Here is a 19,448-nt window from a genome sequence, read left to right as displayed (position 1 = left end):
CAGGATGGATGTGAGTGGCAAGCGATGAAGTTGCAGATCGAACGTCCGGCCATCGAGGCGATGGCGGCCGCCTTCCCGAATCTGGCGTCGCTGATGGAGCAGCTGCGCTTCGGCGACAAGGTCGAGGTCAACCTCGCCCAGCTCGCGAGCGCCGAGCTCGACTTCCTGCGCGAGCTCTATCAGAAGGCCGGGCCCGAATGGCACGCCCGCGCCGCACATATCGCGACGTTGCAGCGCGCCTTCAGCGATTCCGGCACCCGCTTCTCGGAGCACGAGCTCGAGCAGGTGCTGCCGGCGATCGCGCGCTACCTGATCTCGGGGGCCATCCGCGGCTGGATGTTCACCGCCAACGTCGCCAGCCGGCCGCTGCCCTATGTCGTCACGCGGCTCGACTACACGGCGCCGTCGAACGACGAGGCCGGGCGTGTCTTCATCGAGCTCAAGGCCAATGCCAAGGGCGCGATCACGACATCGACCCTGCGCATCTCAGTCGGGGACATCGTCGGCAGGACGGTGGCCGAGATCTTCGCCGCCAAGGGCTTTCTGAAGGAGACGCCCGAGCTGATCGCGGCCTATGACGAGACGGCGGAGCGCTATTTCGCCTGGCGCGGCCGCTACGGCGCGCAGTTCTCCGGCCGCGGCATCGGCTTCTTCGCCGATGATCCCAACTCCTCGCATCGCGACATGGACTGGTCGCGCAAGGACGTCATCGTGCTGTCGTCGGGCGGCGGCAGCGCGCGCCTCGTCAATGACGAGGGCATCCTGACCGAGCGTGCGTTGACGCTCGAGGTGACCGGCGACATTCTCGGGCAATATCTGCGCAAGGCGGCCAAGAGCAACCTCTATGACGCCGAGCAGGAGGTGGAGGAATCCAAGGCGGCGATCCCGAAGGGCGTCTTCTGCAAGATCCCCGTCCATCCCTACATGCTGATGTTCCATCTCGACCTGCACCATTATCTGTGGGTGCACGCCGACGACATGACGCCTTACGCCTACCAGCCCGAACTGAAGCAGAAGCTTGTGCTGCCGGAGGAGCAGACCGATCTGATCGACATCCTCACGGCGGAGATGGACCTGTTGATGGACGACATCGTCGCCGGCAAATCCGGCGGCACCACGGTGCTGTGCGCCGGCCCGCCCGGCGTGGGCAAGACGCTGACCGCGGAGGTCTATGCCGAGATCATTGGCCGGCCGCTGTATCGCGTGCACTCTGGCCAGCTCGGCCTGAATGTCGCGGCGATGGAAGGTGCGCTGAAGGATGCGCTGACGCGCGCGCAGCGCTGGGGCGCGGTCATGCTGATCGACGAGGCCGACGTCTACATCAAGCGGCGCGAAGACGACATGACGATGAACGCCGTCGTCGGCGTGTTCCTGCGGGTGCTGGAGTATTTCAACGGGCTGTTGTTCCTCACCACCAATCGCATCGACGACATCGATGAAGCGATCGTGTCGCGCTGCATCGCGCTGATCAAGTTCCAGGCGCCCGACGCCGATGCGCGCGGGCGGATCTGGCGGGTGATGTGCGAGCAGTTCGGGCTGACCGTCGACGCCGGCCTGGTCGCGCTGCTGGTGGAGACCTTCCCCGGCGCCTCGGGCCGCGACATCAAGGGACTGGCCAAGCTGGTCGCCAAATACTGCCATCACAAGCGCGCGCGTCCGACCATCGACGTGTTCCGCCGCTGCGCCATCTTCCGCGGCATCGACCTCGGCGAGCACGAGCAGTTGGAGGCGGCGGAGTAGGGGCTGGAAACGCCGGCCGTAGCTGTTTCGGCAGATGCATGCGTCAGTGATCGCCGCCGGATCTCTCTGCACGTCATTCCGGGCCGCGCGCAGCGCGAGCCCGGTATCCATAACCACAGTCAGTCGTGATACGGGAGAGATGGATTCCGGGTTCGCGCTGCGCGCGGCCCGGAATGACGAGAGGAGAGAATCCGCTTCAACGCAAACAGTCCGATGGGGACAAGCCTACTCGCTCATCTTCCCCAGCGCCGCCGGATTGTAGCCCTCTTCCCGCAGCACCCGCTGAACCACCGGTCGCGCCAGCATCCGCCGGTAGTGTGCGAGCAGGGTGGCGGGCAGTGCGATGCCGGTCTTGTCGGCCCAGAATTCCACATAGAACAGGATCGGATCGGCCACGGAGAAGTCGCCGCCGAGATAGGGCCGCTCGCCGAGCATCCGGCTCAGGATCGCAAAGCCCTTCACGACGATGTTGCGCCCGAGCGCGCGCAGGGACTCCTGGTCGGCCTCGTTGCGGCTGAAGGTCGGCGTGGCGAAGATGCGGGCGAAGCCGTGGCCGTGCACGGTGCCGGCGATGTAGGTCATCGCCTCGAGCAGCCGCGTCTCGGTCTCCACATCGCTTGGCCACAGCCCGGCGCGCGGCCGCGAGCGGCCGAGCCAATAGGCGATCGCGGGCACCTCGGTGAGTACGCTGCCGTCGCTGCGGACCAGGGCGGGAATCGTGGATTTCGGATTGATCGCGACGTAGTCGGGCTTGAAATTGTCGCCGGCAGGAAGGTTGACGATGTAGGCCTCGAACACCTCCTCCAGCTCTTCGAGGATGATGTGGATGCCGGTCGAGCACGAGCCCGGCGTCATGTAGAACTTCATCGCGGCCATCATCGTCTCCTCACCGACATCATCAGTCGAACATCGCGGCATGCGGCACGCTTCATGCAAGGATCGGGACAGTTTCGACGATGACGCGCCGTGGTCCGACGATCCGGGCCACCGCCGTCAGGTTTGCGACAGGAGACGTCATCACGATCCAGGGCTCCCGTCGCGCCGTTCAGGGAGGTCAGCGCATGACGGAACGCGAGCCGGAAGTCTTCGTGATCTGTCCGACCACGAGCATTGCGCGGGGCGAAGCCAAGGCATTCAGCCTGTCGCGGATCGGCGACAATGGCGAGGCGCGGCCGTTCCCGATCGTGATCATCCACACGGCGGCCGGCGCCTTCGTCGGCTACGTCAACACCTGCCCGCACGAGGGCAAATGGCTGAACATCGGCAGCGGCCAGTTCTTCAACGCGGAGCACACGCTGCTGCGCTGTGGCCGGCACGGTGCGACCTTCGAGATCGACACCGGCCTGTGCAACACAGGGGCGTGTGCAGGCCAGAGCCTCGAGCCGATCGCCCTTGCCGTGATCGACGGCGACATCTGCCTGTGCGGTGTCGTCCTGGTGGAGGATCTCAGCTTCCCCGATCCGTTCGACGATCTCGACGAGACCATGGAGATCATGATCCATCCGGATTGAGGGGGATGAGTCTGATTTTGAAGGATCACTCCTCCTCTTGGCCGATTGGGACGTAAGCTCTTGAGGCGAGGGCGGTCCGCTCCCTCTCCCCGTGAAGGACGGGGAGAGGGAGCGCGGCGTCGCTTGGGGTGGTCGCACGGCTTGATTCATCAAGTCCGGCAGGAGGACGTCGCTATCCGCGAAATACGCACTCCTTGCCGTCAGAACCCATCTGCCTTCTTGCCCCAGGGATGGCTGCCCGGCACAAGCTGCGCCTTGATGCCGGCCTTTTCGACATCGGCCCGCGTCTTGAAGAAGGTCGCCTCGTGCACCAGCGTGCCGTTCTTGGTGGTGACGGCGACGTAGCGCGCCACCGTATCGATGTCGCACAGATAGCCGCCGCCGGGATCGGCGGCGCTGCGCAGATTGCCATCCCAGTCCACGAAGAAGCCGTCACTCATGTCGTTCTCCACCTTCAATGTCATTCGGCTTGCGGTTGATCGGCGACCAGCTGCGCATAGGCGCGCGCGACGATCGCCTGGCATTGCAGCAGGCGCGTATGCTCGGCCTTGCTGATGCTGATCGTCTCGCCGCCTTCGTCGGCGGACGCGGTGGCCGCCTGCAGCGCCTCGAACAGCGCTTTTTCGAGCTGGTAGATGCGCTCGCTGGCGCGCTCCAGATAGGGGATCGGGTTGGCACGGACATTGGCCTCATGCAGCGCATCGAGGCTGAGCAGCGCCCGGAAGCGGCGCTCGACCTGTCGCTGCTGCATTCCGAAATCGTGCTCGATGACGGTCATGGCCGGACCTCGGCGATCGGTGCCTTGGCCGCCTTGGCGGCGTTCCGCAGCAGGGTCAGACACTCGACCGAAGCGGCCATGTCGAGCGCGGAAAAGCCGTCGAGCGTCTCGGTGCCGATATTGGCGCCCTTGGCCAGCAGATGCGCGACTACATCGGCTTTGCCGGAGGAGGACGCATACATCAGCGCCGTGGCGCCGTTGTCGTTGCTGTTGTCGACATCGATGCCGGCCTCGACCAGTGCGTCGATGGCGTCGAGATGCCGACCGACGCAGGCGAGCCATAGCGCATTGTTGCCGTCGGCGTTTCGAGCCGAGATATCGGCTCCGGCGGCGAGCAGTTCGCGGATGACGGCGACGTTGCCGAGATGCGCGGCCTTCATCAGCGGCGTGGTCCGATTGGCAATGATGGCGTCGACGTCGTCGGCTGGAAATCCCTGCGCTGACAGCCATGCCGCCAGGCTAGGGCCGACCTGTGCGGCGCCGCTGCGCGCCGGGCGATGCTGCCGCCACGCCTCGTAGCCGCCGTCGAGGCTGTAGACCTCCGTGAAGCCGAAATCGGAGAAGGTCTGCGCGTACTCCTGGCTGGCATGGCCGTGATAGCAGTAGATCAGGATCGGCGTGCGCCGCGTCGTGCCGGCGATCAGCTCCGACAGATTGCGCTGCGTGAGGTGTTGCGCCCCCGCGAGGTGCCCGGCAGCGAACGCGGCCTGGTCGCGGACGTCGAAGCGCAGCACGTCGTCGCGCTGCAGCAGCTCGGCCGCCTGGCCGATGTCGATGCGCTGGAACGGAACACGCGGTCTCATGGCCATCCTTTCATGGCAGGACTCCCGCTTCATTGCGCGTGCGGCCGGGATAGGCCGGCAGCGTCGTGATGCGATCGTCGGTCAGGGGACGGCCGACGGTGAAGTGATAGAGGATCTGGAATTGAGAGCCGACGACGCCGAGCATCTCGTGCACGGAGTCGTCGAAATAGCAGCCGATGCCGGTGCCGCGCAGGCCGGCCGCCTCGGCTTCGAGATAGAGCGCGTGACCGATCAGCCCGGCTTCCCAATGCAGTTGGCGATAGCGCCACGGATTGTCCGCGACCAGCGGCGCGAACTCGGCGAGCATCGCCACGGCCAGGCAGCTGTCGCCGGCAATGGCCTGGTGACAGCTCGCGGTGCGGATCACGCCGCGGCTGTCGGTCGGCAGCAGATGAAACAGCGGCAGGTGATCGGGCGCGCCCTCGACGCGGCGCCAGTCGAAATCGGGGCGCAGCGCGCGGCGTAGCCGGCTGTCCGCGCCCTCGCTGCGCGGCAGCGCATAGAGCCCGGGCGTCATGCCTTCGACGCGATGCACGAACAGCAGCGGATGCAGCCGCGGCGCATAGGGCCAGGCGTTCCACGGCGGCCTCGCATGCGGCAGCAGCGCATCGAGCAGCTCATGAAGCGCGCCCGCGGTCATCGTGAACCTGGCGTCGAAGCGTTGCGCGCTGCGGCGATTGAGGATGAGCTCGGCCGCGCGCGTTGCCGGTCGCGGGGCCCGCGGCGGGCAGGCCGGAGGGGCCGCGACGGCGTCCTGCGCCGCGCCGGCTGTCGCCGCGCTCACCTCGGGAATGATGGGCCAGCGATAGAGCGGATGCCGGTCGAGCCGGTTGGCCGTGCCCTTCCAGCTATCGACGGCCGTGTCGGCGAGGGGAAGGGCATCATGCGTCGGCGGACCGGCGTCGCGCGGGGTGATCGCGAGCAGCACGTCCGCATCCTCGGCCTCGACGCCGGCGAAATCGCTGGCACGATCGAGACCCATGATGGCGGCCAACTGCGTGCCGCCGACGCCTTCGATCACATGCGCATGCCAGCCGAGCGCGGCCGCCGCGTAGCTGATGGCGCCGAGCGCGTGGCCGAGGTCGAGCTGGCAATAGCGGAAGGCGCGCTCGCCATATTTCCACGCCTCGCGCCAGTGGATCGAGGACAGGCCGAGCCACAGCCGCGGCTCGCCTCGTGCCGCCGCGCCGCGCCGGCAGCGCTGCTCCAGCACGTGATCGCGGCTGACATAGTGGTAGAGGCCGTCGCCGAGGCCGCTCACATTCGCCGCGATCACATAGGCCTCGGTCGGATGCAGATTGCCGCTCGACGGATTGCAGCGCAGCGCCCAGCGGTCCGGGCCATGCTCCTTCCACGCCGCCAGCCCGAACGACAGTTCAAGCAGCAGCGCAACGCCGTCGACGGTGAGCGGATGGATCGGCGCCGTGCAGTCGCAGGCCTCGGCGAAGCTCGTCGCGAGACGATCCGAGGTCAGCGGCAGATCAATGCGCGGGCAGCCGGCGAATTCGCGGAACGGGTTGGGCTGGGCGTCCCAGTCCAGCGTCTCCGGTCCGGCCGCATAGCGCTTCAGATGATGCTTGGTGCGGGCGTGATAGGCGAGCGCGATGTCGGCGGCGGCAGGCAGCCTGGCCACGCTGGACGGTGACACGGACATGGTTCCTCACAAGGCGCGATGTCGGAAGTCGCGCATGCTGGATGGTCGGTTGGCGACCAGATGTGGCTGAGCAAATTTCGTTCCGGAAGACCGACCTTTCTCCGCTCGTCATTCCGGGATGCGCCCGCTTGGGCGCAGGCCCGGAATCCATAACCACGGCTGGTGGATATGGATTCCGGGCTCGCCGCTTGCGCGTCGCCCCGGAATGACGATGGGGAAGCAGGTCGCATACGATCGGCAGATCGGTGGATACTGTAACGACCGCGATCGTGTGCGAATCCGGACAGAGCGCCTTGTGGGCTCTGTCCGTTTTTCGACATCAATGCCGATGCGCGTTGCGCGACGCAGTGGTCTCGATCAGCACGACGACCTTGGCCGCGATCGAAAGCCACGCCTGATGCGCTGCCAATTTGTGGCCCAGCCTGAAGCTATCGGCCATGCGGCTCGCGAAGGCCGGTCCGTCGGGACCATGCTGTTCGGCAATGATCCACGCCGTCTGCCACAGGTCGGTCTCGGTGGTCACGGCCGCTACAGATCCAGCACCAGCCGGTCGCCCTTGCCGCGCGATACGCAAGGCAGGAAATAGCCTTCCGCGCGCTGCGCCGCCGACAGCCGCTTGTCGCGATGATCGATCTCGCCCTCGACGACCCGGGTCTTGCAGGTGCCGCACATCCCCTGTTCGCAGGAGGTCGCGATCTTGACGCCGTTCTCCTCGAGGAAGGCGGTGACGGTCTTGTCGCCGGGGATCTTGAAGGTTGCGCCGGTGCTCTTGATGGTGACGTCGAACACCTTGTCGAGCAGCGCGGCAGCAGCCTTGGCGGTGAAGCGCTCGACATGGATGCGCTCCTCGGCAAAGCCCTTCTGCTTGGCCTGCGCGATGATCGGATCCATCCACCAGTCCACGCCGCAGATGAACAGCTGGGTGTCGTCGGGACGGTCGGCCAGCAGCTCGGCCGCCTTCAGCAGCTGATTATCCTCGGTCGCTTCCTTGTAGTATTTGGTATCGGCGGCAAACGCCGAGGCATCGATCCGGCCGCGGAATGCGTCCGGCGACATCAGCGCGAACACGTAGTGCAGCTCGAACGGGATGTTCTTGGCCTTCAGCGTGTCGGCGATCGACAGGATCGGCGTCACGCCGATGCCGCGCGCAATCAGCAGCGCGCGCTTGGTGTCCTTGGGGATCTTGAAGCGGTTGCGCGGGCGGCTGACCTGCAGCCGGTCGCCCTCGTTGATGTCGAGATGCAGCGCCTTGGAGCCGCCGCGGCTGTTGGCATCCTTCCAGACGCCGATGCAGTAGCAGTTGCGTTCGGCCGCGCTGTTGAGCAGCGAATATTGCCGCGTCAGTCCGTTCGGCAGGGTGACGTCGATATGGCTTCCCGGGGTGAAGCCGGGCAGTGGCTGATCGTCGGCCGGGACGAGCTCGAACGAGGCCATGTTGTGCGCCTCGATGGCTTTCTTTGCCACGACGACGGTGTGCAGGCTGTCGGACATCTGACAACTCCATGGAGCAACCCGGCTGACAAGGAGACGATGCAAGGAGAAGGCCAATTGGCCGCGCCCGCCGCGTGCCGCAGCTTTTGCGCTTGCGCTCCTAGCTGATGAGATGTACGTACGCCGCCCGTTTCAACTCCAGACGCGTTCAACGCGAGAGGCCACCAGCCATGTCAAGTCCACTGTGCGCGACACGATCCGTGCCGACGCTCGCAGTGCGTCCGGCTGATAGTCACTCTTTGATGTTGAACGACTTGATGTTGAACGACGATGGCCAAGTCATTGATCGCGCGCCGGCAGGAGGCCGAGCGCGCACGAGTTGAAGCCTATGAGCTGACGCTGCGCCGTGTGGCGCGGCCGACGCGTCCGCCGCCGGACCTGCACAATGCGATCCGTGAGGCGGAACGTGGCTTCGCTGCCGACACCATCCGCGACCCTGCGAGCTGGAAGCCGAAGCTGAAGACGCGCGATCCCGCGCGTCTGCGGCTGGCGGCCGCACGGCATCTGTTCGCGCGCTATCCGGTCGCTCCGCACCTGGAGCAGGTCTGGATCGACGCGACCGGGCTCGACCGCGCCGAGACGGAGTTGCGCAAGCGCTGGTACGTCGCGGCCGCCGGCGGCGGCTCGCTGTACAAGGCGGGCGCGTCGGCGTTGTTGTCGCGCAAGGAGGTTCACGCCTTCCTCAACCCGCTCGGCACGGTCGGCTTCGACGAGGCGATCTGGCAGGCGATCGCGCGCTCCACCACCGATGATCCGGCCCTGGTGTCGCGGATCACGCGGTCCAGGATCGCGCGGACGCCGCGCGGCGAGCTCGCCTTCTGGCGCGAGGCGGCGCAGTTCTTCTGCGCGCAGCCGACGACGGTCGAGGAGATCGACGATCTCTGCGACTACATCGCCGATCGCCGCCGGCGCGAGCGCAAGTTCAGCCTGAAGGGGCGCTCGCTCGCGGCGTTGCGTCGTCTGATGCAGGCCTGGCATCGCGACCTCGCGGTGGTCGCACGCATCGAGGCGGCGCGGCGCCGCGCGGAGCTGGCGCGTCATCGCTCGGCCGGAGAGGCGGATCTCACCGTGCATTGGCCGGGCGCCCAGCTGGCGGACTGGTCGTGGAGCCCGTCAGCCAAGGCATCCGCCAAGCGTGACGAGTATGTGATCACGCAGCTGCGCACGGCGGAGTCGTTGGTCGCGGAGTCCCGCGCCATGCGGCACTGCGTCTCGAGCTACGCGGCGAAGTGCATCGCCGGCTTCGCCTCGATCTGGTCGCTGCGTTACCGCCGTCCCGGCAACGTCGATCGGCTGCTGACGATCGAGCTCGACCGGCAGCACCGCGCGGTGCAGGTGCGCGGCTTCGCCAACCGCCCGGCGCATCCGGACGAGCGCAAGGTGCTGGAGCGCTGGGCCAAGGCGCGCGGCATCATCCTGCTCGAGACATGACCTGCGCCGCTCCTCGTGGGCGGCGCAGGCCGTGCGTGTCTCAATGCGCGTCGATCGCGTCGGCCTTGGCGCCGCCGGCGACCGAATAGCGCATCGGCACCTTGCGCGTCTTGAGGAAGGCCTCCAGGGTCTCGCCGCGAAAGGCGGCATAGACTTCCGGGTTGGAGACGCCGATCACGGCGGCCATCTTCTCCAGCACGAAGAAGCTCACGCCACGCCTGATCATCTCGATCCATTTGCGGTTCCGGATCAGCTCGCGCTCCTCTGCCGTCAGCTCATATTCGTCTGCGAGCGCATCGAATTCCTCGACGAATCTCTTGCGGTGCGCGGGGATGACGAGGCGGTGCAGGAAGTCGTTGATACGGAAATTGGCCTGGCTGCGGCCATGCGTGAACGGATAGGTGCCCGCCAGCGTCTCGGCGCCCTGCAGCTCGTGGCCGACATGCGCGCGATAGGCCGCGATCGCCTGCGGATCAGGCGCGTCGCCGAGATCCTCGAACACCAGCGTGGCGATGTTGGTGACCGACGGCGCATAGGTCTGCTTGTGCACGAGCCTGACCTGGTCGGACAGCGCGCCGCGCATGATCAGCCACATGATCACCTCGGCGCCTTCCATGCCGCCCTTGATCGCGTAGTCGGCGATCCGCATCGCGGTCAGCTTCGCCGGATCCTTCTCCAGCAGATCGAGGAATTCGCGGTCCCAGTCTTCGTTGAGGAAACCGGCGCGCTCGCCATGCACCTGGTGCGACAGCCCGCCGGTGGCGAAGATCGCGACGTTGAGATCCTCCGGATAGCTCTCGATCGCCTTGCGCAACGTCCTGCCCAGCTTCCACATGCGCTTCGCGTTGGGGATCGGCAGCTGCAGCACGCCGACCTGCAGCGGGACCACGCTGCCCGGCCACGGGCCGCTCGCGTCGCCCATCATCGACAGCGGCGAGAGCAGGCCGTGATCGACCGGCTTGCCCTGGAAGAACGACATGTCGAACTCATCGGCCACCATCGCCATGGCGATGTGCTGCGACAGGCCGAGATGACCCTTGGCGGGCGGCACGTCACGCGGCCCGCCGCCTTCGTCGGCCGCGACGTAGCGATCGTCGATGCCGAGCGCGAAGGCCGAATAGTGGTCGAAGAAGAACGAGGTGATGTGGTCGTTGTAGATCATCAACAGGACGTCGATGTCCTTGCGCTTGACCCAGTCGCGCACGGCGTCGAAACCGTCGAAGATCGGCTTCCACGCCGGATCGTTCTGCTTGTGGGTGTCGAGCGCGAAGCCGATCGTTGGCGAGTGCGACGCGCCGATGCCGCCGATGATCCGGGCCATGTGTCCCTCCTCGAATGCGGGCCGCATCAGGCAATGACGCGCGGCCGCGCCTCGAGGGACCTTACGAAGTTTCCCCTGTTAGACAACAATGCTAGTGTGCACGGATCGTTTCTCCCAATGAACGAGCGGGCGCGAGATGAAGTGGCGGATCGAGGACATTCCGGTATTCCATGCCGTGGTGGCGACCGGAGGCATGACCGGCGCCGCGCGCTCTCTCGGCATGCCGAAATCCTCGGTCAGCAAATCGGTCGCACGGCTCGAGCAGGACCTCGGGATCCGCCTGTTCGACCGCAACTCGCGGCGCGTTCGCGTCACCCGCGAGGGCGAGCTGTTCTTCCAGCAATGTCAGAAGATCCTCGACCAGGTCTCGGAAGCCGATGCCGTCATGACCGGGCTGGTCGGCGTGCCCGGCGGCCGGCTGTCGGTGGCGCTGCCGCCGGCCTTCTGCGAGGAGATCCTGGCGCCCAAGCTCGCCGAATTCCACCGCCGCTATCCGCGCATCGAGCTCGACGTCGAGGCGACCACGCGGGCCATCGACATGCTCGCGGATCGTTTCGACATCGCGGTCGTCGTTGGCGTGCAGGAGGATTCGGAGCTGGCGCAGAAGGTGCTGATCGGCGGCCGCCTGATCTGGGTGACGAGCCCCGCTTATCTTGCCGCCCATGACGTCGGCGACGACGTCCGCGCCCTCGAGCGTCATCTCATGATCTGCGAGCGGCGCTATGGCGACCGCACCCTGACGATCAAGCAGCATGGTCATCTCGTCCGCTTCGACGTCGGACCGCATGTCGCGCGCATCAACAACCCTCTCGCCGTGCGCCGCGCCGTCGCCCACGGCGCCGGCGTCTCGTTCCTGCCGGAGCATTATTGCGTCGAACTGCTCGCCGAGGGCCGCCTCGTCGAGATCGGCAGGGAGGTCGTGTTCGATACCCGTGCCGCCCAGCTCACCGCGATCTTCCCGAGCCGGAAGCTGATCTCCTCGCGCGCTCGGGCCTTCCTCGATTTCCTCGAGGAGATCTGCGCCGAGCCGGCGCGCGGCGGCGCGGCGCCTGCAATGAAATCGTCACATGACTTCCCTCGCGAAGGCGTCTAAGACGCGCGGCTCTTGAAGCGATCCGTCCGACGAGGGCTGTCATGACCATGCGTGAGCGATGGGAAGATCAGGCCGGCCAGTGGCTCGCCTGGGCGAGGGCGCCGGGGCACGACAGCTTCTGGCGTCATCACGGTGAGCAGTTCAGCCGCCTCCTGCCACCACCCGGAGAGCTCACGCTCGACATCGGGTGCGGCGAGGGCCGGTTGTCCCGGCAGCTCAAGTCCGGCGGGCACCGGGTCATCGGCCTCGATGCCTCGCCATCTCTGATCGCCGCGGCCAGACAGAGCGATCCCTCCATTGCCGTCATCCGCGCCGATGCGGCTTCGCTGCCGCTGGCGGATGCCTGCGCCGACCTCGCGATCGCGTTCATGTCGCTGCAGGACGTCGACGCCATGCCGGCGGCCGTCCGCGAAGCGGCGCGGGTGCTCCAGCCGGGCGGCCGGCTCTGCATGGCGATCGTCCATCCGCTCAATTCGGCCGGACGATTTGCGGGTCTGGCGGCGGACGCGCCGTTCGTCATCCAGGGAAGCTATCTGGACTGCTTCACCTACAGCGATCCGGTCGAGCGCGACGGTCTCAGCATGACCTTCCACAGCGCGCATCGCCCACTGCAGAGCTATTTTGCCGCGCTGGAGCAGGCAGGCTTCCTGATCGAGGCCCTGCGCGAGCCGTCGACGCCCGAGGCGATCATCACGCGGGACAGCAGCCGGCGCTGGCTGCGCGTGCCGCTGTTCCTGCATCTGCGCTGCCTGCGCCCGTGAGACGGAGCGCGCGGCGCTCCGTCTCGCCACGCACTCATCCCCGCCGCGCCGCCTCGATCGCGGCGACGTCGATCTTGTGCATCGTCATCATCGCGGCGAACACGCGCTTGGCCACCTCGCCGCCTTCGGCCATGGCGTTGGTCAGCACGTGCGGGGTGATCTGCCAGGAGAGTCCCCATTTGTCCTTGCACCAGCCGCAGGCGCTTTCCTGGCCGCCATTGCCGACGATGGCGTTCCAGTAGCGGTCGGTCTCGGCCTGGTCGTCCGTCGCGATCTGGAACGAGAAGGACTCGTTATGGGTGAACATCGGGCCGCCATTGAGGCCGATGCAGGGGATGCCGCACACGGTGAATTCCACCGTCAGCACGTCGCCCGCCTTGCCGGAGGGGTAGTCGCCGGGCGCGCGGTGCACGGCGCTCACATGGCTGTCGGGAAAGACTTCGGCATAGAAGCGCGCGGCCGCCTCTGCGTCCTTGTCGTACCACAGACAGATCGTGTTCTTGTGCTTTGCCATTGTGAGTTCCCTTCAATTCCCGGTGCAGGCCGCGCATCGCGCGATGCGGGCCGTTGGGCTGTGCTCAGGCCAGCGCGTCGTCGATCTGGCTGATCCAAGGACGGTGCCGGGCTGCACCATCCGACACGCTCGGCCGGCGATTGGGAAAAATAAATTCTCGAGATCCCCGACCGAACGTCACCTTCGCGCGACCAAAGGTTGAGGCCGGCTCGAAACGCCCCCGACGCGATCGTCGCCATCGGCCGATCAGCGTCGATCGGAGAGCCGGAAGTGTCGCGATGCAGCAATCGCCTGCAGCGGCCCCCCATGCTGGCGTCGGATGTGACTGTTTCGAAGACCGTTTCTCGTGTGACATTGTTTTCGGGAGTGTTTGCGATGCGCATCGTCTCCATTGTCCGCAAGGTTGCTCCGCGTTGCTACCCCAACTACTTGAAGGCGTTCGAAACCGGCGACGAGCAGTTCGAACGCTTCAAGATAGACACGCCGCTGCGCATCGCGCATTTCCTCGCCCAGGCGCTGTACGAGACCGGGCGGGGCACCGTTCTGTTCGAAAGCCTCAAATACAAGACCGCGGCGCGGCTGCTGGAGATCTTCGGCGTCGGGCATCACAGTGCGGCGATCCGGCCCGATGAGGTCGATCAGTACCTCAACAATGATCGCGCCTTGGCCGAACGGGTCTACGGCCTGGGCAATCCGAAGAAGGCCAAGGAGCTCGGCAATACCAAGCCGGGAGACGGCTACAAATATCGCGGCGGCGGCCTGCTGCAGACCACGGGCGGGGCCAACTACGCCAGAATGGGCAAGCTCACCGGCGTCGATTTCTACGCCGATCCCGATCTGATCGTGTCTCCCGAGGCAGCGTTGCTGCCGGCGCTGCACGAATGGGACGAGGGCGGCCTCAACCGCTACGCCGACCAGAACGATATCCGCAGGATCACGCGCATCATCAATGGCGGCTACAATGGCCTGAGCGGGCGAACCGATCTGTTCGAGACCATCTGGGCCATCGTCGGCAAGGCCGGCGCCCTCGACGTGGCCTGGAAGGCGGCCGCAGCCTCCGACGAGACCCGCGAGCTTCAGGAGGCGCTGAACGATCTCGGAGCCACGCCGGCGCTGGTGGTGGACGGACGCTATGGCCCGGCCACGGCGCAGGCGGTCGAGTGGTTCCAGGCTCACGCCAAGATTCCGGTGGACGGCAATGCCGGCGTGGTGACGCAGGCGGCGCTCGGACTTCGCTTGAATGCGCGGCCGACGTCGGATCGCGCCGCCTAGAGCATGATCCGGAAAAGTGGAAACCGGTTTTCCGAAAAGATCATGCTCAAACAAAGAGATAAGATCATGATGCGTTTCCGCCGAAACGCATCATGATCTAACGCGGCGCTGGGATCCGAGGGCCGATCGAACGTCGTCGCATTTCTTTTCGTGGCCGCTGTCGCGTCTCGGCGCGACCGTGCGCAGTTTTCATGACGCAGTTTTCAGAGGCAGGAGGGATGTCGATGACCGACGGCGAGAAGATGCTGCAATTGGCGAAGACGCGCATTGGCGAGAAATACGTCAATGTATGCGTGCCGAAGAACAACAAGAACTGGCATGGTCCATGGGACTGCGCCGAGTTCATGTCGTGGCTGGTCTATCAGATCGGGGGATTTCTCTACGGCTGCGTCGATGACAAGGCCAATCCCGCGACGGTCGAGGCCTACACCGGCGCCTGGAAGACGGATTCGGAACGGCTTGGCAAGCGCATTCCGTGGCAGCAGGCCGCGTCGACCGTCGGCGCCATCCTGCTTCGCTATCCGCCCGGTCCAGGCATGATGGGGCACATCGTGGTGTGCGACGGCAAGGGCGGCACCGTCGAGGCCATGGGCACGGCCTATGGCGTCCGCGCGGGCAAGGTCTCCGGCCGGCATTGGGACACGGGTGTCCTGCTGCCGAACTTCACCTATCGCGAGGCGGGAGAGGAGCTCGAGCTGGAGGAGCCGACCAAGCTCTATGCGATCGGCCGGCCCAACATGAAGGCCTCCGTCATCAAGGACATCCAGCGCGCCCTGCGCGATCTCGGCTTCAATCCGGGTCCGATCAACGGCGAGTACAACGATCTCACCGTGGCCGCCGTCGCGGCCTTCCAGGCGACCAAGGGCCTCATCGTCGATGGCCAGGTTGGTCCGCAGACCGCCAAGCGACTGAAGATCGAGCTGTAAGCACGCGGCGACCGCGCGTGCGGCGCCTTGCACCCATCGGCTGGTCAGGACCGGGCGTCGCGCTCGGAACGTGTCGGGCGTCCCGTTCTCCCTGGAGCCGCTCGCCCGGGTGATCTCGATCAGGAGGAGCCGTCGTGCACCGCCATCGGTGCGGGTCGGCTCCTCTGGTTCGTTGTCGCTCGCGTAACTTTTCTATTGCGTTTTTTCAGAAATCATGTTTTTCTCTGCGCAACCCGCCTCGTGCAGAGGGACGTACGCGTCGTCACGAACGTGGAGGTGGGCGGCGATGGACGTGACGGCCGTGCCAGACGAGCGCGAGCCGTTGCGGACGGCGAAGTCGTGTGGTCCTGGCCTCTCGACGCTGAGGTCAAGCTCGCGGTCGTTGCTGTGACGGCACGCGCGGGCGATGGGGGCAAGAGAGCCGATCCCCAGGGAGAGCACGAAGGACACCGTAAAACCGTCGCGCGGGGAAGGCCGGGTCTGTCTGGCTGTACTCGTGGTGACTGCCGCCTGCTTTTCTTTCTGCAGGCGGGCCACGGGCCTCAGCCGAGGTCCGGCCTTCCCCGCGCCCTCTCGTGATCAGGAGGGACATGACGATGCATCACTCGGGCACCCCGTGCCGCGAGACGGCGATGATGTGTCTCGATATTTGTCCCCACTCGATCCTTGTCTCCAGATGAGCCGTGTGTTGGAAGGCGCCAGCCGAAACCTCCGCTGTCGTCCCGGCCTTGAGCCGGGACCCATAACCCCAGGGAGTTTTTTAGGGCACGCGTGTTGACGGATCTCACCCGGCCACATCCGGCGCGGCGTAGTGGTCCTGGCTCGAGGCCGGGACGACACTGAATTTGACACGCGGTCCGGGCAGCTATGAGCAGCCGTGACTTTGCAGTACGTCCGCGATCCCGTATCCAGCAGCGACAACTTGCAGAGGAAACCGTCATGACCAAGACCGCCGCCGAGATCGAAGACGACCGCCAGATCCGTGAGCTGCTGCAGAACTGGGCGATCTGGCGCGATGCGGGCGATTGGGAGCGCTTTCGCACCGTGTGGCACCCGGACGGGCGGATGATGGCGACCTGGACGCAGGGCACCGGCGACGAGTTCATCGAGATCAGCAAGGCGGCCTGGGCGAAGGGCGTCAACATCCTGCACTTCCTCGGCGGCATCTCGGTCGATCTCGCAGGAGCCCGCGCGATTGCGCAGACCAAGATGACGATCTCGCAGCGCGCCGAGGTCGAGGGCGTCGCGTGCGACGTGCTCTGCACCGGCCGCTTCTACGACTTCCTCGAGAAGCGCGCAGGCAAATGGGGCATCGTGCTGCGCCAGCCGATCTACGAGAAGGACCGCATGGACCCGGTCACTCCGGGCGCGGTGCCGGCGCTCGATCGCGCGCTGCTGGAGCAGTTTCCGGTCGGCTATCGCCATCTTGCTTATTTGCAGACCCGCATCGGCTACACGGTCAAGCGCGACATGCCGGGATTGAAGGGACCGGAGGTCGAAGCGCTGTATGCGCGCGGTGCGGCATGGCTGGAGGGTGCTCCGCTGTGAGCATTGAACCGCTCATCACCTCGCCGCGACGGATGCGGTTCAGCCGGGGCCGTGGCGCCTGGGCGGCGGGTGGTGAAGGGGGCCTGCATGTCGAAGACGATGGTGACGGTGGCGTGTCTTGGTGTTCTTTCCTCCCGCCCTTCGTCATTCGCGCAAGCCCCATCGACTGCCGGCGCCGAGACGGCGCCAGTCGAATGCACGATCAAGGACGCCGTCGAGGATGCCGCCTGCCGCACGCGTCTGAAGGGGCTGTTCGCACGCAAGGCGGAGACGCTGGCCTTGATGCTGGAGGGCGGCAAGTCCAAGGCCTATCGCGGGAACCGCGCGGCCTGCGATGGCGACGATAGCGAGACGTGCGTCGGCTGCAACCTGCTGCGCTACTTCCCGGCGATCGATGAGTCTGATCCGCCGAAGCTCGAGTTCCGTTACAAGGCCAAGCAAAACGAAAACGGGAGGTGGCGGGGCGGGACGCCGATGACCGGCTGAGGCTGCGCGCCGAGGTGGAGCACCGACAAAGGCGCTTACGACCAGGACGCCGAGTTGCTCCGCCGGGATGGCAACTGGACGCTCGTCCCTGGGACGCGGATGAGCAGGCCGAAATGATGGGTGTCCATCAGTTTTTCGACTGGGAACGGCCGAGGAGATGTTCCATGCTGGTATGCCAGATGGAGTATGTATACCAAAATGAGCGCAAAACGGTAAATTAACGTGTGTTCTTGTCAGATACGGGCGCTCGCTGTATACAATGGTCTGCAGAGAGTATACTAAAATACCAGCAGAGGACACGCCCATGGTCGCTTCCTTCCCCATGAATGCCTGGTACGCCGCCGCCTGGGACGCCGAGGTGAAGCAAGCGCTGCTGCCGCGGACGATCTGCGGCAAGCACGTCGTGATGTACCGCAAGGCGGATGGCTCCATCGCCGCGCTCGAGGATGCGTGCTGGCATCGGCTGGTGCCGCTGTCGAAGGGGCGGCTCGAAGGCGATACCGTCGTCTGCGGCTATCACGGACTGAAGTTCAGCCCGCAGGGGCGCTGCACCTTCATGCCGTCGCAGGAGACGATCAATCCTTCGGCCTGCGTGCGCGCCTATCCGGCCGTCGAGCGCCATCGCTTCGTCTGGCTGTGGATGGGCGATCCGGCGCTCGCCGATCCCGCTGACATCCCCGACATGCATTGGAATCACGATCCGGCATGGGCCGGCGACGGCAAGACCATTCAGGTCAAATGCGACTATCGTCTGGTGGTCGACAACCTGATGGACCTGACGCACGAGACCTTCGTGCACGGCTCGTCGATCGGCAACGACGCCGTGGCGGAAGCGCCGTTCGACGTCACCCATGGCGAACGCACCGCGACCGTGACGCGCTGGATGCGCGGCATCGAGCCGCCGCCGTTCTGGGCCAAGCAGCTCGGCAAGCCCGGCCTGGTCGATCGCTGGCAGATCATCCGCTTCGAGGCGCCGTGCACGGTGACCATCGATGTCGGCGTCGCGCCGGCCGGGACGGGCGCGCCGGAGGGCGACCGCTCGCAGGGCGTCAACGGCATGGTGCTCAACACCATCACGCCGGAGACCGACAAGACATGTCACTATTTCTGGGCCTTCGCGCGCAACTACCAGCTCGCCGAGCAGCGCCTGACCACCGAGATCCGCGAAGGCGTGTCGGGCATCTTCCGAGAGGACGAGCTGATTCTTGAAGCGCAGCAGCGCGCGATGGACGAGAACCCGGGCCGCGTGTTCTACAATCTCAACATCGATGCAGGCGCAATGTGGGCGCGGCGGATCATCGACCGGATGATCGCACGTGAGACGCCATTGCGCGAAGCCGCGGAGTGAATGGAATGGCAGAGCGTGAGAACGAGCGCTCGATCTCGCAGACCGTCCGGGCGCAGCTCACGCTGCGCGACCTGATCCTGACCGGCGGCTTGCGGCCTGGCGAACGGATCTCGGAGCTGCAGGCGGTCGAAGCTGCCGGCGTTTCGCGCACGCCGGTGCGGATGGCCCTGGTTCGGCTGGAGGAGGAGGGGCTGCTCGAGGCCATTCCATCCGGCGGCTTCATGGTCAAATCGTTCTCCGAGCGTGACGTCCTCGATTCGATCGAGGTGCGCGGCACGATGGAAGGCCTCGCCGCGCGGCTGGCCGCCGAGCGCGGCGTGTCCGTGCGCGACACCGAGCCGATGCGCGAGTGCCTCGCCCAGATCGACGAGCTGATCGCGCCGCAGGAGATCTCCTTCGATGCGTTCTCCGCCTACGTCGCGCTCAATGCGCGTTTTCATGCGCTGCTGGCCGAGCTGTCGCGCAGCCCTCCGGTGATCCGCCAGGTCGATCGTGCCAGCGCGCTGCCGTTCGCCTCGCCGAGCGGCTTCGTGATGGCGCAGTCGGCGTTGCCGGAAGCGCGTCACATCCTGGTGGTCGCGCAGGAGCATCATCGCATCGTCATCGACGCGATCGAGAATCGCGAGGGCGCGCGTGCCGAGGCCATCATGCGCGAGCACGCCCGTCTCGCCGCCCGCAATCTGCGGCTGGCGGTCAAGGCCCGCGGTCCGATGGATCTCGTGCCGGCCGCCGTTCTGATCAAGGCATCGAACCCGAGCTGACGGAGACGAT

The 19,448-nt window shown here is 66.0% G+C and carries 21 protein-coding genes; 11 read left to right on the top strand and 10 right to left on the bottom strand.

The features are described from left to right. Positions 1–24 precede the first annotated feature (24 nt). Complete coding sequence (locus QX108_RS11685; protein WP_315782001.1) at positions 25–1,740, top strand: ATP-binding protein; 1,716 nt, start codon at positions 25–27, stop codon at positions 1,738–1,740. A gap of 225 nt (positions 1,741–1,965) precedes the next feature. Here the strand turns inward: QX108_RS11685 and QX108_RS11680 are convergent, their stop codons facing one another. After that, positions 1,966–2,607, bottom strand: a complete 642-nt coding sequence (locus QX108_RS11680) for a glutathione S-transferase family protein (protein WP_315782260.1) — start codon at positions 2,605–2,607, stop codon at positions 1,966–1,968. Between the two features lie 194 nt (positions 2,608–2,801). Here QX108_RS11680 and QX108_RS11675 point away from each other — a divergent pair, with 194 nt between their 5' ends. Then, positions 2,802–3,251, top strand: coding sequence for a Rieske (2Fe-2S) protein (locus QX108_RS11675; RefSeq protein WP_315781999.1), 450 nt, complete (start codon positions 2,802–2,804; stop codon positions 3,249–3,251). A gap of 200 nt (positions 3,252–3,451) precedes the next feature. On the opposite strand, the gene QX108_RS11670 is transcribed toward QX108_RS11675, so the two are convergent. The 6 genes from QX108_RS11670 to QX108_RS11645 all read right to left on the bottom strand — a co-directional run bounded on the left by QX108_RS11670 (position 3,452) and on the right by QX108_RS11645 (position 7,977). Beyond that, a complete protein-coding gene (locus QX108_RS11670; protein WP_315721454.1) occupies positions 3,452–3,691 on the bottom strand; it encodes a hypothetical protein in 240 nt (79 codons plus the stop codon). 20 nt (positions 3,692–3,711) lie between these two features. Further along, a complete protein-coding gene (locus tag QX108_RS11665) occupies positions 3,712–4,029 on the bottom strand; it encodes a hypothetical protein (protein WP_315781997.1) in 318 nt (105 codons plus the stop codon). Beyond that, complete coding sequence (locus QX108_RS11660) at positions 4,026–4,763, bottom strand: ankyrin repeat domain-containing protein (protein ID WP_315782258.1); 738 nt, start codon at positions 4,761–4,763, stop codon at positions 4,026–4,028. Before QX108_RS11660 ends, QX108_RS11665 begins: the two co-directional genes overlap by 4 nt. Before the next feature lie 79 nt (positions 4,764–4,842). After that, the gene (locus tag QX108_RS11655) at positions 4,843–6,486 is read right to left on the bottom strand and encodes a nitroreductase family protein (RefSeq protein WP_315781995.1); all 1,644 of its coding nucleotides are present in this window, start codon (positions 6,484–6,486) and stop codon (positions 4,843–4,845) included. Positions 6,487–6,805: 319 nt separating this feature from the next. Continuing rightward, positions 6,806–7,009, bottom strand: coding sequence for a hypothetical protein (locus QX108_RS11650; RefSeq protein ID WP_315781993.1), 204 nt, complete (start codon positions 7,007–7,009; stop codon positions 6,806–6,808). Between the two features lie 5 nt (positions 7,010–7,014). Further along, complete coding sequence (locus QX108_RS11645; protein ID WP_315781991.1) at positions 7,015–7,977, bottom strand: PDR/VanB family oxidoreductase; 963 nt, start codon at positions 7,975–7,977, stop codon at positions 7,015–7,017. A 270-nt stretch (positions 7,978–8,247) separates the two neighbouring features. Here QX108_RS11645 and QX108_RS11640 point away from each other — a divergent pair, with 270 nt between their 5' ends. Next, positions 8,248–9,408, top strand: coding sequence for a PcfJ domain-containing protein (locus QX108_RS11640; RefSeq protein ID WP_315781990.1), 1,161 nt, complete (start codon positions 8,248–8,250; stop codon positions 9,406–9,408). A gap of 40 nt (positions 9,409–9,448) precedes the next feature. On the opposite strand, the gene QX108_RS11635 is transcribed toward QX108_RS11640, so the two are convergent. After that, complete coding sequence (locus tag QX108_RS11635; protein ID WP_315721448.1) at positions 9,449–10,729, bottom strand: gallate dioxygenase; 1,281 nt, start codon at positions 10,727–10,729, stop codon at positions 9,449–9,451. A 136-nt stretch (positions 10,730–10,865) separates the two neighbouring features. Here QX108_RS11635 and QX108_RS11630 point away from each other — a divergent pair, with 136 nt between their 5' ends. Beyond that, positions 10,866–11,822 carry a LysR family transcriptional regulator gene (locus tag QX108_RS11630; RefSeq protein WP_315781988.1) on the top strand — a complete coding sequence of 319 codons (957 nt, stop codon included), beginning with the start codon at positions 10,866–10,868 and terminating at the stop codon, positions 11,820–11,822. A 41-nt stretch (positions 11,823–11,863) separates the two neighbouring features. Beyond that, positions 11,864–12,583: a class I SAM-dependent methyltransferase gene (locus tag QX108_RS11625; protein WP_315781986.1), complete on the top strand. Its 720-nt coding sequence runs from the start codon at positions 11,864–11,866 to the stop codon at positions 12,581–12,583. 34 nt (positions 12,584–12,617) lie between these two features. Here QX108_RS11625 and QX108_RS11620 read toward each other — a convergent pair whose 3' ends face one another. Then, on the bottom strand, positions 12,618–13,097 hold the full coding sequence (locus tag QX108_RS11620) for a VOC family protein (protein ID WP_172114082.1): 480 nt from the start codon (positions 13,095–13,097) through the stop codon (positions 12,618–12,620). A gap of 375 nt (positions 13,098–13,472) precedes the next feature. On the opposite strand from QX108_RS11620, the gene QX108_RS11615 reads away from it, so the two are divergent. Together QX108_RS11615 and QX108_RS11610 are read left to right on the top strand one after the other, a co-directional pair. Continuing rightward, entirely contained in the window at positions 13,473–14,369 is an 897-nt protein-coding gene (locus QX108_RS11615; protein ID WP_315781983.1) for a peptidoglycan-binding protein, read from the top strand. Between the two features lie 224 nt (positions 14,370–14,593). Next, on the top strand, positions 14,594–15,295 hold the full coding sequence (locus QX108_RS11610; protein WP_315781981.1) for a peptidoglycan-binding domain-containing protein: 702 nt from the start codon (positions 14,594–14,596) through the stop codon (positions 15,293–15,295). Positions 15,296–15,487: 192 nt separating this feature from the next. On the opposite strand, the gene QX108_RS11605 is transcribed toward QX108_RS11610, so the two are convergent. After that, entirely contained in the window at positions 15,488–15,832 is a 345-nt protein-coding gene (locus QX108_RS11605) for a hypothetical protein (protein ID WP_315721439.1), read from the bottom strand. Positions 15,833–16,234: 402 nt separating this feature from the next. Between QX108_RS11605 and QX108_RS11600 the strand changes: the two genes are divergently transcribed. The 4 genes from QX108_RS11600 to QX108_RS11585 all read left to right on the top strand — a co-directional run bounded on the left by QX108_RS11600 (position 16,235) and on the right by QX108_RS11585 (position 19,438). Next, a complete protein-coding gene (locus tag QX108_RS11600) occupies positions 16,235–16,843 on the top strand; it encodes a nuclear transport factor 2 family protein (protein ID WP_315781979.1) in 609 nt (202 codons plus the stop codon). 87 nt (positions 16,844–16,930) lie between these two features. After that, positions 16,931–17,329, top strand: coding sequence for a hypothetical protein (locus tag QX108_RS11595; RefSeq protein WP_315781977.1), 399 nt, complete (start codon positions 16,931–16,933; stop codon positions 17,327–17,329). A 304-nt stretch (positions 17,330–17,633) separates the two neighbouring features. Next, positions 17,634–18,677 (top strand): aromatic ring-hydroxylating dioxygenase subunit alpha, encoded by a 1,044-nt coding sequence (locus QX108_RS11590; RefSeq protein WP_315721436.1) that lies wholly within the window; start codon positions 17,634–17,636, stop codon positions 18,675–18,677. A gap of 5 nt (positions 18,678–18,682) precedes the next feature. Then, positions 18,683–19,438, top strand: coding sequence for a GntR family transcriptional regulator (locus tag QX108_RS11585; protein WP_315721435.1), 756 nt, complete (start codon positions 18,683–18,685; stop codon positions 19,436–19,438). Positions 19,439–19,448 lie beyond the last annotated feature (10 nt).

Origin of the sequence: Bradyrhizobium sp. SZCCHNR1002 (genome assembly GCF_032381435.1) — a bacterium.
In the GTDB taxonomy this organism is placed as follows: Bacteria; Pseudomonadota; Alphaproteobacteria; order Rhizobiales; family Xanthobacteraceae; genus Bradyrhizobium; species Bradyrhizobium aeschynomenes.
This window is presented reverse-complemented; position numbering and strand designations above follow the sequence as displayed.

What these genes read in the sequence shown, in the direction of transcription:
- QX108_RS11685 (WP_315782001.1), top strand. Translation starts at nt 25, where the DNA reads ATGAAGTTGCAGATCGAACGTCCGGCCATCGAGGCGATGGCGGCCGCC.
- QX108_RS11680 (WP_315782260.1), bottom strand. Translation starts at nt 2,607, where the DNA reads ATGAAGTTCTACATGACGCCGGGCTCGTGCTCGACCGGCATCCACATC.
- QX108_RS11675 (WP_315781999.1), top strand. Translation starts at nt 2,802, where the DNA reads ATGACGGAACGCGAGCCGGAAGTCTTCGTGATCTGTCCGACCACGAGC.
- QX108_RS11670 (WP_315721454.1), bottom strand. Translation starts at nt 3,691, where the DNA reads ATGAGTGACGGCTTCTTCGTGGACTGGGATGGCAATCTGCGCAGCGCC.
- QX108_RS11665 (WP_315781997.1), bottom strand. Translation starts at nt 4,029, where the DNA reads ATGACCGTCATCGAGCACGATTTCGGAATGCAGCAGCGACAGGTCGAG.
- QX108_RS11655 (WP_315781995.1), bottom strand. Translation starts at nt 6,486, where the DNA reads ATGTCCGTGTCACCGTCCAGCGTGGCCAGGCTGCCTGCCGCCGCCGAC.
- QX108_RS11645 (WP_315781991.1), bottom strand. Translation starts at nt 7,977, where the DNA reads ATGTCCGACAGCCTGCACACCGTCGTCGTGGCAAAGAAAGCCATCGAG.
- QX108_RS11640 (WP_315781990.1), top strand. Translation starts at nt 8,248, where the DNA reads ATGGCCAAGTCATTGATCGCGCGCCGGCAGGAGGCCGAGCGCGCACGA.
- QX108_RS11635 (WP_315721448.1), bottom strand. Translation starts at nt 10,729, where the DNA reads ATGGCCCGGATCATCGGCGGCATCGGCGCGTCGCACTCGCCAACGATC.
- QX108_RS11630 (WP_315781988.1), top strand. Translation starts at nt 10,866, where the DNA reads ATGAAGTGGCGGATCGAGGACATTCCGGTATTCCATGCCGTGGTGGCG.
- QX108_RS11625 (WP_315781986.1), top strand. Translation starts at nt 11,864, where the DNA reads ATGACCATGCGTGAGCGATGGGAAGATCAGGCCGGCCAGTGGCTCGCC.
- QX108_RS11620 (WP_172114082.1), bottom strand. Translation starts at nt 13,097, where the DNA reads ATGGCAAAGCACAAGAACACGATCTGTCTGTGGTACGACAAGGACGCA.
- QX108_RS11615 (WP_315781983.1), top strand. Translation starts at nt 13,473, where the DNA reads ATGCGCATCGTCTCCATTGTCCGCAAGGTTGCTCCGCGTTGCTACCCC.
- QX108_RS11610 (WP_315781981.1), top strand. Translation starts at nt 14,594, where the DNA reads ATGACCGACGGCGAGAAGATGCTGCAATTGGCGAAGACGCGCATTGGC.
- QX108_RS11600 (WP_315781979.1), top strand. Translation starts at nt 16,235, where the DNA reads ATGACCAAGACCGCCGCCGAGATCGAAGACGACCGCCAGATCCGTGAG.
- QX108_RS11595 (WP_315781977.1), top strand. Translation starts at nt 16,931, where the DNA reads ATGTCGAAGACGATGGTGACGGTGGCGTGTCTTGGTGTTCTTTCCTCC.
- QX108_RS11590 (WP_315721436.1), top strand. Translation starts at nt 17,634, where the DNA reads ATGGTCGCTTCCTTCCCCATGAATGCCTGGTACGCCGCCGCCTGGGAC.
- QX108_RS11585 (WP_315721435.1), top strand. Translation starts at nt 18,683, where the DNA reads ATGGCAGAGCGTGAGAACGAGCGCTCGATCTCGCAGACCGTCCGGGCG.